At 60.3% G+C, this 13625-nt stretch carries 13 protein-coding genes and 1 pseudogene; 2 read left to right on the top strand and 12 right to left on the bottom strand.

Annotation, left to right across the window (positions count from 1 at the left end; all coding sequences use genetic code 11):
* Window positions 1-93: 93 nt before the first annotated feature.
* From Q322_RS0117695 to Q322_RS0117655, 9 genes are all read right to left on the bottom strand, one after another.
* On the bottom strand, window positions 94-837 hold the full coding sequence (locus Q322_RS0117695) for an amino acid ABC transporter ATP-binding protein (protein ID WP_029479207.1): 744 nt from the start codon (window positions 835-837) through the stop codon (window positions 94-96).
* Window positions 834-1916: an amino acid ABC transporter permease gene (locus Q322_RS0117690; protein ID WP_211248931.1), complete on the bottom strand. Its 1083-nt coding sequence runs from the start codon at window positions 1914-1916 to the stop codon at window positions 834-836. Before Q322_RS0117690 ends, Q322_RS0117695 begins: the two co-directional genes overlap by 4 nt.
* A gap of 69 nt (window positions 1917-1985) precedes the next feature.
* Entirely contained in the window at window positions 1986-2882 is an 897-nt protein-coding gene (locus Q322_RS0117685) for an ABC transporter substrate-binding protein (protein WP_029479205.1), read from the bottom strand.
* A gap of 82 nt (window positions 2883-2964) precedes the next feature.
* A complete protein-coding gene (gene hisD, locus Q322_RS0117680; RefSeq protein WP_029479204.1) occupies window positions 2965-4242 on the bottom strand; it encodes a histidinol dehydrogenase in 1278 nt (425 codons plus the stop codon).
* 11 nt (window positions 4243-4253) lie between these two features.
* Window positions 4254-4994 carry an SDR family NAD(P)-dependent oxidoreductase gene (locus tag Q322_RS0117675; protein ID WP_029479203.1) on the bottom strand — a complete coding sequence of 247 codons (741 nt, stop codon included), beginning with the start codon at window positions 4992-4994 and terminating at the stop codon, window positions 4254-4256.
* Window positions 4991-6049, bottom strand: coding sequence for a nuclear transport factor 2 family protein (locus tag Q322_RS0117670; protein ID WP_156953139.1), 1059 nt, complete (start codon window positions 6047-6049; stop codon window positions 4991-4993). The genes Q322_RS0117675 and Q322_RS0117670 overlap by 4 nt, the downstream gene beginning before the upstream one ends.
* A complete protein-coding gene (locus tag Q322_RS0117665) occupies window positions 6046-7056 on the bottom strand; it encodes a LacI family DNA-binding transcriptional regulator (RefSeq protein ID WP_162176640.1) in 1011 nt (336 codons plus the stop codon). Before Q322_RS0117665 ends, Q322_RS0117670 begins: the two co-directional genes overlap by 4 nt.
* 32 nt (window positions 7057-7088) lie before the next feature.
* Window positions 7089-7859: an HpcH/HpaI aldolase family protein gene (locus tag Q322_RS0117660; protein ID WP_029479200.1), complete on the bottom strand. Its 771-nt coding sequence runs from the start codon at window positions 7857-7859 to the stop codon at window positions 7089-7091.
* Entirely contained in the window at window positions 7856-8479 is a 624-nt protein-coding gene (locus Q322_RS0117655) for a cupin domain-containing protein (RefSeq protein ID WP_051668718.1), read from the bottom strand. The genes Q322_RS0117660 and Q322_RS0117655 overlap by 4 nt, the downstream gene beginning before the upstream one ends.
* Window positions 8480-8616: 137 nt before the next feature.
* Here Q322_RS0117655 and Q322_RS22730 point away from each other — a divergent pair, with 137 nt between their 5' ends.
* Window positions 8617-9369 (top strand): alpha/beta fold hydrolase, encoded by a 753-nt coding sequence (locus Q322_RS22730; RefSeq protein WP_029479198.1) that lies wholly within the window; start codon window positions 8617-8619, stop codon window positions 9367-9369.
* On the opposite strand, the pseudogene Q322_RS24665 reads toward Q322_RS22730, so the two are convergent.
* Together Q322_RS24665 and Q322_RS0117645 are read right to left on the bottom strand one after the other, a co-directional pair.
* A pseudogene (locus Q322_RS24665) lies at window positions 9366-9521 on the bottom strand (IS630 family transposase); the annotation flags it as partial. The gene Q322_RS22730 and the pseudogene Q322_RS24665 sit on opposite strands and share 4 nt — an antisense overlap.
* 464 nt (window positions 9522-9985) lie before the next feature.
* On the bottom strand, window positions 9986-10285 hold the full coding sequence (locus Q322_RS0117645) for a hypothetical protein (protein ID WP_029479197.1): 300 nt from the start codon (window positions 10283-10285) through the stop codon (window positions 9986-9988).
* Between the two features lie 347 nt (window positions 10286-10632).
* On the opposite strand from Q322_RS0117645, the gene Q322_RS21220 reads away from it, so the two are divergent.
* A complete protein-coding gene (locus Q322_RS21220) occupies window positions 10633-10842 on the top strand; it encodes a hypothetical protein (RefSeq protein WP_034418968.1) in 210 nt (69 codons plus the stop codon).
* 499 nt (window positions 10843-11341) lie between these two features.
* Here Q322_RS21220 and Q322_RS0117635 read toward each other — a convergent pair.
* The coding region (locus Q322_RS0117635) for a Tn3 family transposase (RefSeq protein ID WP_029479195.1) at window positions 11342-13625 on the bottom strand (2284 nt) is incomplete at its 5' end.

The following is a 13625-nucleotide window of genomic DNA, read 5'->3' as shown; positions in this document are numbered from 1 at the left end:
GTGTGGTCTTGAGAACTTCACCCTACTGGAGACCCGTTTTTTAGATCACGTGTTGATTTCGCCAAAAGTGTCCGAACCATTGACCAATGAAGATCACAATCGTCCCGCCTCAATAATGCGCTTTAAGAAGGCTTGCGTACGCTCCTCCCGCGGAGCTGTGAAGATCTGCTCCGGCGGTCCCTCCTCAAAGATCTGTCCGCCCTGAAGAAAGCAAACCTTACTCGATACTTCGCGTGCGAATCCCATTTCGTGCGTGGCGAGCAGCATCGTCATACCCTCTGCCGCAAGGTCGCGCACAATGTTCAGCACCTCCGACACAAGTTCAGGGTCTAGGGCAGAGGTAATCTCGTCCAGGAGAAGCAGTCTTGGTTTCATGGCCAGCGCGCGTACAATAGCCACGCGCTGCTGCTGTCCACCTGATAGAGAGTCCGGGTAGCCTTTGGCTTTGGCCTCAAGTCCAATACGGCGCAGGAGTGCGACTGCTTCCACTTCTACCTGATCTTTTGGCAAACCCAACACCCGGAGCGGGGCAAGCATAACGTTGTCGAGCACAGTCATATGGGGAAAGAGGTTGTAGCTTTGAAAGACGATGCCGACCTGGCGCCGCAGGGCATTCATGTCCACACCTGGCCCAGTGACACGGTCACCTGAGATACGAATCTCGCCGCCAGAAATGGGCTCAAGGCCGTTTATACACCGCAGCAAGGTTGATTTGCCGCAACCCGAAGGCCCGATGAGAGTCACCACCTGGTGCTCTTTAACTGTCAGGTCAAGACCGTTGAGTACAGGGGTCAGCCCATACTGCTTATTTACATCACGGATCTCAAGAAAGCTCATGGCGTTCCCCCGCTACGAAGCCGGGCTTGATCTCTCTCTAACATGCGGTCTACGAAACGTGCCTGTGGAATGGTGATGACGACGAACAGGATCGCCACCGTGGTGACTGCCGAGAGGTTGAAGTTATTCGTGGCAATGATGCGCGACTGATTGAAAGCGTCAATCGCCCCAATGACATTCACAAGTGCGGTGTCCTTTTGTAGCCCAATGAAGTTGTTCAGTAAGGGCGGTACAATTCGCCGTACCGCTTGTGGCACCACCACATGACGCAGCGTCTGGCCGTAGCTCAACCCAAGAGACCGGGCCGCCGCCACCTGCGACGGGTGGATGCTCTCCAGACCAGCGCGGTACACCTCGGCAACGTAAGCACCATAGGTGAGCGTCAATGCGATCACCGCCCAGAGGATGGACAGGTCATCGATACCGAAACGGTTTTGCAGCCAAGTTTGCAGACCATTGGTTAGACCGGTGAGTGGCAGCCCAAAGCCGACGAGGTAAATCGTGATGATAGCCGGGAGCCCACGAAAAATATCGGTATAGAGGATGGCGAGCAGGCGAATCGGGCGTCCTGCCCGCCCAGGTGCGAGGCGGGCAATGGCAACGATCAGCCCCCACACCAGCACCACTATCTGCACGATCACAAAAATGTAAACGTTGATGAGGAACGCCTGCAAGACGAGGCCAAACGACGAGCCGATCAGGACAAGATTGAAGAAAGTTTTGCCGACCGCCACATTGTTGGTGACAACGAACCAGGCCAGAACCGCGACGATCAGCACCGCAGCCGCCCAACCGAGCGTCACTAAAGAGGCGGTACGGCTCTCAAATGATGCAACCCGCGCCGAAATGATATCTCCGCGTCCAAACGCCCGCCCTGCGGCCCTGGACTCCAAGAGCGCGCGTCGGGCAGGCGCAAGCAGGCCCAGCGCCCCTAATCCCAGTCCGAGCAGGACAACGTTCATCCATGACACGAAGACGTCTTCTCTTACAGCTGTGGCGCGTAATTCGAGCAGCACCCAGGTGACGAAGATGATGACAAGCACCGCTCCGAGGGTTGCGGCGACGGCGAGCCCGCCCATGCGAGGTGGAGGTATGGATCCCCCTAGAGGGGCATCCACTTGAAGATCAGTCAGCTTCATTAGAGGCCATTAGCGTGCCGGAGTGGTCCAGTACGGTACTGCTGAGGGATCGCCGCCGTAGACCGGCAAGAGGAAGCGCTGCGAGAGCAGATTGCTCGTGCCGTTGGTCTGAAGTTCAGTCAGAGCACGGTCAATCGCCGCCTTGTTAGGGCTACCTTTCGGCAGCACGCCACCGTAATTTTCTCCTGTACGGAACTGACCGATGAGATCGGCCTGTCCACCCAGGTCGCGTACTCGGCCCAGCAATACCACCGTGTCAAGCAGCGCCACATCAATCTGGTTGGCCCGCAGAGCGGCAAGCATCGTCGCCGAATCTGGGTAAACACGCACCTGCGATGTTGGGCGAATCTGTGTGTTGACGAAAGTATAGGTGGTCGTGCCTGATGGCACACCGATGCGCTTAGAGGCGATGTTGGCCGCTGTGACGTTCGCATCCTTACGGGCCAGCACGCCCTGATCGCTGGAGAAATACGGCGTGGTGAAGTCCACGACCCGCGCCCGGGGCTCGGTAATGGTGACCTGCACGAGGCCGACGTCGTAGCGGGTATTGGCACGGCCTGCCACCAGCGCGTCGAAGGGCGTATTCCGCACAATGACGCGGTTGAGTCCCGCACGCCAGGCAATGTTGGCGGCCATGCAGTACTCGAAGCCGTCGCGAATCGTCTGGGGGGTGTTGCCGTTGAACCAACCTGGCCCTGGCAGGGTCGTCAGAACCGTCAGCTGCCCAGCGATAGCGGGTTTCAGGTTGAGGCTGGCACGTGTGCCAGTCACTGGACAGTTGGCATAGTTGGTGACAGCGAGGGCCGTTTTCGACACGGTCGTGGGAGAAGCGGCGTGGGCTTGGGGTTCGACCAACAAGGTAGCGAGGACGGCAAGGGCGGAACGGCGAACGGTGAGCTGTTTCATAGGACTCCCTCTAACGAACGTGAGCGTGAGGCGGATGACGGGCGCGGTATGAACGGCGAGTCACGGATCCCAGGTCCAGAGCTCATGCTTTGGTCTCCAGTCGCAGCCGGGCGGTAATGGCGTGGCCTGCCATGCCCTCAGCGTCGGCGATGGCGGCGATGTGTGGGGCGACGAGTTCATTGCCTGCGGCTGTGACTTCCTGCCAGGTCACGGTTTTGATGAATTTACCGACCCACAGCCCGCCGGTGTAACGTGCCGCACGGCCAGTTGGCAGGACGTGATTTGTGCCGATGCCTTTGTCGCCGTATACGACGGTGGCGTTGCGGCCTAGGAAGAGCGAGCCGTAATTCGTGAGGCGCGAAAGAAACCACCTCGGATCGCGGGTTTGAACCTCGAGGTGTTCGGAAGCAATAAGATCGGACACCCGCGCCATTTCCTCATCGTTCTCCACCAAGATGACCTCGCCGAGGTCGTGCCATGCCTGTCCGGCCACTGTGGCAGTTGGCCAGGTCTGAAGCCAGCAGTTCACTTCCTCAAGCACCGCCTCCCCAAGGTCGCGTGAAGTCGTGACCAGAACAGCTGGGGAGTTTGTGCCGTGTTCGGCCTGTCCGAGCAGATCGGCGGCCACCAGCGACGGGTCGGCAGTTTCATCGGCTAGAACAAGGATTTCGGTCGGGCCAGCCAGCAGGTCGATGCCTACCGTGCCAAAGAGTTGACGCTTGGCCTCAGCCACGAAGGCGTTGCCTGCTCCGACAATCATGTCCACGCCCTCGATGGGCGGCGCGTCATCTAGCCCAAAAGCCATCGCCGCCATCGCCTGCACACCGCCGAGAGCATAGATGTCATCCACACCCGACTGCACCATGGCGTACAGCTGTGCCGGATTAATCTGCCCCACGCCGCGCATCGGCGGGGTCGTGGCGACGACGTGCTGCACTCCAGCGACTTTTGGCACGGCAATCGTCATGATGGCGGACGCGATCAGGGGGTAGCGTCCGCCCGGTACGTAGGCACCGACGGCGTTCACAGGAATGTGCTTTTGGCCCAGAACCACGCCAGGAAGCGACTCTATCTCAAAGCTGTGTAGCGAGTCGCGCTGTGCGGTGGCAAACTTACGCACTTCCTGAATGGCAAAGTCAATGGATCGCGCCGCACTTTCAGATACTTGCTCCAGTCCTTGCTGGATGGTCTCTGGGGAGATGTAAAACGACGGCGGATTCCAACTGTCGAACTGTTCGCTGTAGCGCCGCACGGCGCTCATACCCTCACGCTCGATGTCAGAGAGTACTTGTGAGACGACCTGACGTGTCGCCTGGGAATCGGCCTGAACACTCTGCCGGGCTTTCTTGAGATATTCCACGTTCTCCTCCTTCATCGGGCTGTCCAGCCGCCGTCGACCAGCAGGCTCGACCCCGTCACCATCCGCGCCGCGTCCGAGGCGAGAAACACCACCGCGTTCACCACGTCCTCGATGCTGCCGAGGTGCCCCAGTGGAATCCTAGAGAGCACCTCTGCCCGGAACGCTGGATCCTCCAGCATCGGTGTGGTGAGCGGCGTTTCCAGAAAAGTGGGGGCCACACTCACCACGCGGATGCCGTGCGGTGCAAGTTCGACGCCAAGCGACTTCGTGAGACCTTCTAAGGCGTGTTTTGAGGCACAGTACACGCTCCGTAGTGGTGCCCCCACATGCCCCATCTGCGATGAAATGTTCACAATCACGCCGCGCACGCCCCGCTCCAACATGTTTCTGGCGGCAAGCTGCGACGCGAAGAAGGCCGCACGGACATTGAGATTGAAGATCGCCTCGAAATGCTGCGCTGTCACGTCCACAAATGCTTCGGGTATGTTGACGCCGGCATTGTTTACCAGAATATCTGTATCCAGCCCCTCAAACGCCGTTTGCAGAGATTCGTCGTTCGTCACGTCGCAGACACGGTAAGAGCCGCCGACCTCGTCCGCGACCTCGCGCAGGGCGTCTGCGGAGCGGCCCAACAGCGTCACCTCAGCCCCCGCCTCAGCTAGCCCCCTGGCCACGCCACGCCCGATACCGCGGGAGGCCCCGGTGATGATGGCGTGACGACCGGAGAGGTTCAGTTCCAGTCTGGCGGTCATTCGTCTGCCGCCGGAGCATGCAGCTGGCGTAGCAAGGCGTATTCGTCGAACACGGTCCACTCGCGCTGCACCTTGCCGCCACGAATCCAGTGGTGCGTGACCCCCAACAGGCGGATGTGCCGCCCGGTGACTGGACCGTAATTGCCCGGACCCTCATGCGTGCCGCGCAATGTCCAGCGCGTCGCCACCCGCCAGCCGCGTTCTTCAGATCCCAGAACAGCGACGTGATCCACGGTCAGGCCCAGATCGGGGAACTGCGCCATCAAACTGAACACATAGGCTTCGTATTCGCCATGGCCGTATAACGTGCGCCCTCCAGGGACGTAGACGACGATGTTTTCGGCACAATAAGAGCGCACGAGATTCACCATTCGCCCGTTCCAGAGGTTATGCATCAGACCACACACGAAGCCCTCAGGTTCCAGGGAAATGTCCTGAAGAACTGGTGCATACTGACCTAGCTGATGGCTGCTTTCGGCAGGTGGCACGAGGCGCAGCGGCGCAGAGTTCATGGCGATCGTGAGGGGATCGTAGCCGAGCTGCCGCAACTCCGCGCCCATGTCCAACACGATCCATTCCTCGAAAATTCGGTTGTCCTTGATAGCGCAGTCGGCGACAACCCAACGCCCGATGCGTCGTCCAGTTGGTGGGCCGAAATCGGTGTGGCCCGTGTTGACGCCAACAGTAAAGATGCGATGCGAAGAGTAAAATCCGTCCTTCGCATTGCCACTCCAAATTACGTCGTCGGCAAATGAGCGGTAGTCGGTGAAGGCCGCCAGCCGCTTTAGAGTGCCGCGCACGACCGCCTCGACGCCGTAGGTATCGCCGTTTGTCGCGTGCATGGTCGCGTTGTGCGCGTAGTGCGTGTAGATCAGGCCCACTGCACGCTCCTCCCAGATTTTGTGTGTGCAGCGCACGATATAGTCGACAATATCGACATAGTCCGGGTCAAATTGGCCTAATTCTTGGCGGCGTCCGCTGTGGGCGGCCTCTCGGAAGTCGGCGATATCGGGATGGTCAGCAAAATCGAACATCTCTGGAGCGTCCTGATTCACAGGTGTCCTCCTGTATGGCTGCGGCTGAAATTCGATGGGCGGGTGGACCCACGCCTGACGAGCTGGCCGGGCATCACCTCTAAGGTGGGCGGCGAGTCGGAGGTTTCGATAAGCTCAAGAAGGCGTATGGTCGAGCGGCGAATCATCTCACCCAAAGGCTGGCGAACGGTAGTCAGGCGGTAGGCACTCCACGCAGCAGCAGGGATGTCGTCGAAGCCAACCACGGCGAGATCCTGAGGAACGCGCAGGCCGAGGTCTCGTGCCGCGTCTAGGCAGCCCATCGCGGTGATGTCGTTCGCGCAGAAGATCGCATCGGGCGCGTCCGAGTGCTTCAGCAGACGCGTTGCCCCGTCGAACCCTGACTGGTAGGTGAACGAGCCACCCTCGCGCAACACATCCGTGATCCCTCGCTCGGCAAGGCGCTCCACGAAGCCGCGCTCGCGGTCACGAGAGGTCGATGCATCCCCGCGCCCTGCAATAAAAGCGGGGCGGCTATGACCTGCGTCCAGCAGCACGTCCGCAACCAGGCGGCCACCTCCGATGTTGTCGCAGCCGACTTGACTCGCACCAGAATCCGGCGCAGTGCGGTTAAAGAGCACGACCGGAGTCTGTGCCCTCAAACACTCGCGCACGACTGCGCTGGAGAGGCTGGCCGAGGCAACCACAAAGCCGTCTACCTGCGACGAGAGAATGTCGGGCAAAAGGTCGTCGAGTTCTTCGCCTGTTCCGGCAGTAAAGAGGATGACCCGTTGACCGACTTTGTGAAACTGCGCGGTAAAAGCCTCCAGAATTAGAGGATAAAAGGGGTTCGTCAGGTCGCTAGTGATGAGGCCGACCAGATTTGTGCGCCGGGTGATCAGGCTGCGTGCACTGGCGTTGGGGCGGTAACCAAGCTCCTGAGCAACTGCCAGAACACGCGCCTTCGTCTCAGGAATGATGCGCTTGTCGTCAGAAAACACCCGCGAAACAGTGCTTTGCGACACGCCTGATTCACGTGCGACATCCAAAGACGTTATCCGTCTCGGGCGTGGCGTTCCCGTCACACCATCTCCTTCAGGCCGTCGTGAACCTGCGTGGTCGTAGCGCTCGCTGCAGCCACCAACAAACGTGCATCACTCGATACCGTCACGAACGCAAAGCCGAGTTGAAACATTTTCACGGCATAGGCAGGAGCCGTCACGAATATGCCTGCCGCGACGCCATGCCGCCGCCCGGTTTCCACGATCTGCCGCAGAATGGTCAGAAACTCTGGATCAGCTGAATCCAGACGCGGCTCACCGTACAGACTCAGCCCAAGATCACCCGGTCCAACAAAAAGTGCGTCCACGCCCGGCACGGCGGCGATGTCGTCGAGGTGTTCCAGAGCCTGCCGAGTTTCAATCATCGGCATCGTCACCACGAAATCGTTGGCACGCGCCGCGTAGGTGGGCCCGTGATACACCGCTGCCCGTGTGGGCCCGTAGGATCGCGTTCCAAGGGGTGGATAGCGGCAGGCCGCCACAAAAGCCTCACACTCCTCGCGGCTCTCAACCATTGGGAGGATCATGCCCTCGACGCCCGCGTCAAGAAATTTTGTGGCTAGGGCTAAGTCGCCTTGTGGCACGCGGGTCACGACATGCACCAGGGTCGTCTGAACCGCTTGGATCATCGCGAAGGCCTCAGCGTAGTCAAAAGGGCCATGCTGCAGGTCAAGCGTCAGCGCGTCCCAACCCGCATGCGCCATCAGTTCTGCTGAAAAGCTGGAGCCGATGTGTAGCCACCCGTTGAGAACTGGCTTTCCAGCAGCCAGCTTCTCACGTAGCGTTGTCACGATTGCCCTTGTCGGGGAGCGGCCTCGGCTGCCATCAGCCGCGCCATCAGTTCGTTGCGCAGCTCGTCGTAGTTCTCAGGTTTGATCATTTTACCATTCTCATCAGCATAAAAGCCATGATCTGCCGCCTGGCGCTCCACGGCAGGATCCCAGATAGGGTCTTTGGACGTGAAGACGGAGTGTGGATCAAGCACGGCGAAAAACCATCCCAGCTCTTCGCCGACGACCTCAAACCCCCGGTAAACATGCGGGGGCAACGAGATGAAGTCCCACGGTTCTAGCACCATATCTCCGTCAACCTTGCCCGGCTCGTTGCCCCAGTAAAAACGCCATTGCCCCTGCAAGATCAGAAAGCTTTCGACGTATTCATGGGTGTGAAAGGCGGGCCCGTTGCCCGGCTGAGCGAATCCCATACCGATCTGAAACTTGTGGGGAGCCCCAATTGCTGGCTTGAATTCAGCATTCTCGGAAGCGGTATCACCAATGACGCTGTAATTCATGCGCTGATGGCCGGGCAGGGCTGAATCAATAAACATCAACGGCATACCGCGCAGCTTCAGATCAGCAAAACGGGAAACGCGGGCATACATCTCGTCATTGGTGAAGCGAAATTCTGACATGGGAAGCCTCCTGCTCGCTGTGCAAGCTTTGGATTGAGTCAAGTAGATGCAAACGTATTCTTCTTGTGAAAGCGTATGCATAATGCTATAAGCAGGACCTATGATTTGTCAAGTCTCTTAGAGCAAGGAGTGTTCAGATGCCCAGACCAACCGTCACGCTGCTCCACGGCCATACCCTCAACGCCAGCATGTGGGACGACCTTGTGCGAGTTCTGGAACCCCACTTTGCAGTGGTGCGCCCCGATCTTCCCGGCTACGGCGACACGCTACCGCTGGGAGAAGGAAACTACACCGATTTTCTCGAACATTTTCTCAATGTGCAGGGAGTGGAGCGTACCCACCTGGTTGGCCTCTCACTCGGTGGCAATGTCGCCCTCGATTTCGCACACAAATACGCCGATCGGGTGGATCGTATTGTTCTGGCCGCAACAAGTTTGCGTGGTTTCCCTGTGCCTCCCGATTTTGTGGCTGCGCTCACGTTCCTGAGAGAGGTTGCGGTGAGTAGGGGTTTAGAGGTCGCACGAGAAAGATGGCTGGCTCATCCACTATTCGCTTCCACTCGTGAGCGTCCTGAGATCTTTGCTCGTCTGCGTGCTGCCACTGCAACCTACTCAGGCTGGCATTGGCTCCAAAGCCTGTCTCCATCCACTTGGATTGATCCTGCCGTGTTTGACGACTTAACCGGAATCACCGCACCGACCCTGATCTTAACGGGGACGCGCGAGCTACCACACCACCGCGACATCGCCTACCACCTTGCAGAGCATCTGCCATACAACACGCTGATAGAGCGCGCAGGTGTCGGCCACATGATCAATTTTGAAGACCGGAGCTTCTTTGAACAAACGACCCTGACGTTCCTGAAGGGCGCTCTATTGATACCGGCTTAAATCGGGGTTGAGGCCATGAGGCGTTGCGGGAGGCCGAGATAGCGGACACGCTGGCAGCGCGTCCGCAGGCACGTTTTGAGTTCTTTCGTCGTCCTGGCGCAGAAGTTGCCCAGTACATTCTGCTTGACGTAGGCCCAGACCTGTTCGATCGGTTGTGTTGCCTTAACTTGGCCCCAGAGAGTGCGTTGGCCCAGGTGCGGGAGCTGCCGCCCAGATCAGCCGCTAGACTGCGCGCGGAATGCTCGCCGGGATTGCTGTGAATGTGCAGCCACACCAACTTCTCGGAGACGCTGGAACGGTGCAGGCTTGCGGGTAATCGTTTCATGGGTTTCCCTCGATGCCGAAGCTGGGTGGGGCTGAGGCGCGGGCGCGGGCGGAGGCTGAGGGCGGTAGAGCCTGGGCCTGCTGGTCTCTCCATGCCCCGGCCCCTGTCGCCGTCTGGGCCTTTCGTTTCCGCTCTTCTGAGGTGGCCCATCCTTTGACTGGATGGGCCACCTTATTGATCTCGTCTGAACTTGGCAACGTTGGACAGAGCGGGGATTCTGGACCGCAGTCACTTATCTCGAACGAGTTCCCATGACTTCCGTTGTCGATTTGAGACGGCATCAATAACGGGCTAAATGCTTATTCGTTGGGCGGGCGTGACCGGGACCCGCTGGGGCTTCGGCTCGCTCGCGGTCTGAATGATCAGGGCCAGACGGTCCGTGACGGTCTGCGCCAGTCGCTGCGGGTCATAACACCCATCATTGATGATCGCGTCGAACATCACATAGCCCAGATACAGGCCCAGGTCTTCGGCGGCGCTCTCCCGGCGACTACATCCGCCCTTCGGTAACGTGTGGTGGAGCAGGCTCCCCTCTGGACGGGTCCTGGTAATGCCCATCAGCGTGCGGTATGCGGCGGTGGCGTCCCGCAACTCCAGGGTGAAAAACTTTTCAGTGACTTCAAACTTTGCTACGGAGCGTTGCTCTGGGCGGCTGCGGGTGGCGCTTCATCAGCCCGCTGGGTTGCTGCACAGAGCGCTGTTAGCTCCGTCTCAGGGGGAGACTTCCCCCTCATGAAGCTTTCGGAACGTTCCGCAAAAAAGAGGCCGACACTTCAAGAGCAGCCAGGCGGGCCAGGGGTTGAATAGGCTGTCACGGTTCCAAAAGAAGTCGGACTTAAATCTGTACCATGTCTGCTGTGGGAGACGCGAAACGACGGCGAGAACTGGGGCATCTGCGCAGGCAGAACACGTACAGCTTCGTGGTCTCTGAGGGTCCAGTGATTGAGTACCTGGGGCGTGAACCCGTGGACGAGGACGACGAGTGCGGCGTGTCCGACATGGTGAATGAGTTCTTTGATCCTGGGGGCATGACGTGGGCGGAACAGATGGACGAAATGTTCGTTGAACACGGCGTTGAACACGCTCCAGGTCTCCCCACCCACGTTCGGTGTGAGATGACGGTGACCCGTACCCGGAACGGTCCCTAGCTCTATTTCTATGGCCCCAATATCCAGGAACAGGCGTATTCCGTGGATGGTGGAAATACCTGGCATGAGCTGGTGGAGATCGAGTCTGAATCAGGCGCGTAACGGGCAAGTTCTCCGGCCACCGCCGCGCCTGCTGGGGGCGCGGCACGGAGCGGGAGAAGCCCTGGAACTGGTCGCCCTAAGCCACGAGACCTCGCCCGCGCCCGCGCTCCCTGGGTGAGCATCTGAAAGGTGAGACCCGCCTTCAACGGCCCTGCGGCCTGAGCATCGCCCAGCGCCGTTCTGGGCAAGACGCGGCCCGCCGCAAGCGGTAAAACTGGCCGACACGCCGCGTTGCCGGGCCAGAATTCCAGCCCACGTCAGCGCATTTGGAGCAACCTGAATCGTAGAACTAAAACTAACGCTGATAATCTCAGATGGTTGTGTTGCCTTAACTTGGCCCGTGGCAGACGGCATCGCAGTAGCAATGGAACGGAGAATCGGGGTATACCCGCGTTGATCACTCTTCCGGCTCGTCTGGATCGCGGAGTTTCCTGAATTGACCTTCGGGGAGCGGCGGCGTGAGTGGGAAGTGGTACCGCCCGCCGAGGTGCAGGTGTTCAAATTTCAGGGGCGAGAGCCGTTGCACGTCTTCCTCGCGCACTTCGACACCCTGTGCGCGCAAGTGATCGAGCGCCCGGTCGAGGTACCGGGCGTTCCAGAGGATGATCGCGTTGATCACCAGCCCCAGGGCTCCCAGTTGATCTTCCATGCCCGCGACGTAATGCTGCCGGAGCTCACCCTGGCGGCCCTGGAACACCGCCCGGCCCAAGCGGTGCCGGGCCTCCTGGCGGTTGCGCTGGGTGCCAATGGTGCGCCGGTACACCGGATCGTCGTGGTAGCTCAGCAAATGCAGGGTGCTGGCAATGCGGCCAAAGTGTTCCAGTGCTCTCACCAGCGAACTTTTGGGGCTGACTCCGATCACCTTGAGCAATTCCGAGGCCCGCACCGTCCGGGTCATCAGTGACCCGGCGATTCGCAGCAGGTCATCCCAGTGCGCCGCGATCAACCGGGTATTGATCGGGGCCGAAGCCAGCGCGTTCAGCTTGCCGTAGTCGGCCTCCCGGCTCATCCGTCCATAGCGGCGCTCGCGCAGGTCGGCCAGTTCGGGGCTGAACTGGTAACCCAGCAGGCGGAACAGCCCAAAGACCATGTATGACGAGGCCGCCGTGTCCGAGATCAACTGCCGGGGTTGCAGCGCGGTGTTCTGCTCGATCATGCCGTCCAGCGCGAACAACGAGTCGCGCAGGGTGCCGGGGACCACGATGCTGTGAAAGCCGCTGTACTGATCGGAGATGAAATTGAGGTAGGTCACGCCGCTGCGCACGCCGAAGTATTTGGGATTTTGCCCTGCATAGATGGTCTTGACCGGCACCCGGAACCGCAGTCCATCCACCGAGGCCACCTGACCGTCACCCCAACGCGACACCGTGGGAATGGTGGACTGGAAGTCCACCAGACGGGTATTGGCGCTGGCGATGGTCTCGGCGCGCAAGTAGTGCTGATCCACCCAGGCCAGGCGGCCCCGGCGCAACGCTCCGGTCTCCGGCTGAATCACGGCTTCCAGGCCCACGTTGCACGCTTCGGCCAGCAGCACCGCACAGACGCTCACCGCCAGGTGATCCACCCGGGTGCGGCCCTCGCTCAGATGGGTGAACGCACTGGCAAACCCCGTCCAGCCGTGAACCTCCAGCAGCAGATCGGGCAGATCGAGACGCGGCATCAAATCGGCCACCGCGCCGCGCAGCCGCTTCAGGCTGGGTGGCTCCGGCAGGGCCCCGTCCTCTTGCAAGATCAACACCTGCTGGCCGTCCCGTTCTTCCAGGGTCACAGCGGCGTTCTCCGGCAACCGGGCCTCGACCAGGCGGTAACGCTCGTCGAGCTGGGCGCTCAGGCGCGCCAGCACCACCTGTGGATCGGGATCAAGGTCCAGGCTGCGGCAGACCTCTGCTCTCAGCGCGGTCCAGCGTTCACTGGACAGCAGCCGCAGGCGGGGATCGTGAAATCTGGGACTGGCGGGGACGTAGAGATCGCGCCGCTTGAGTGCCGCTTGCAGGTGCTCCAGTACGCACAGGGTGTAAGCGCCCCGGTGGAGGGGACCCCGCCGGGCGATCAGCCGCTCCCAGCTCCCCTTGACCAGTGTCAGCGGCACCTCGGCGGCACTGACTTGCCCCCTGCGCTCCAAACCACGTAACGCCTGTAGCGCGGCCAGCACCGACTGGCCGGAACTTCCGGCCTCAAATTCCACAGTTTTCAGCAAAGTGGGCAGAAACTGCTGCACATAGCTGTAGCGGCTGAGCAGGCTCTCCAGCCGGGTCTCGCCTCTGGGCCGGGTCAGCGCGTCCACGGTGTCGGCGGCGGCCTGCAATTGCTCGCGCGGCACCAAGGCCAGGACGCGGTCAGCGAACGTGGCAAAGTTCTGGGGCGGCTGCCCCAGGCTCTCCAGAAAGGCCCTGGTGAGCTGGTTGCTGTGACGGGCGGCGTCCTCCAGCGACGGAAGCTGATCCTGGCGAGACACGTCTTCCTGACGCTCGGCCCGGTTGAACAGGTCGGTGAGCAGCCCCTCGAACAGGGTCAGCGCGTCGTCCAGCGCCTGACCTTCCAGCCGCGAAACCGTGACCAGCAGGGTGGCGATCCGCCGCTGATGGGGCATACGCCGCAGCGTCTGGGCCTTGACCCCCAGCCCGACGCGGAACAGCACAGACAGACGCTGTTCTGAAAATTCGCTCAAGTCAATGCTCGAA

The sequence above is a fragment of the Deinococcus frigens DSM 12807 genome (assembly GCF_000701425.1).
GTDB classification, from domain to species: domain Bacteria; phylum Deinococcota; class Deinococci; order Deinococcales; family Deinococcaceae; genus Deinococcus; species Deinococcus frigens.
Note: the sequence above shows the minus strand (reverse complement) of the source record. Positions and strands in the feature narration are given on the sequence as shown.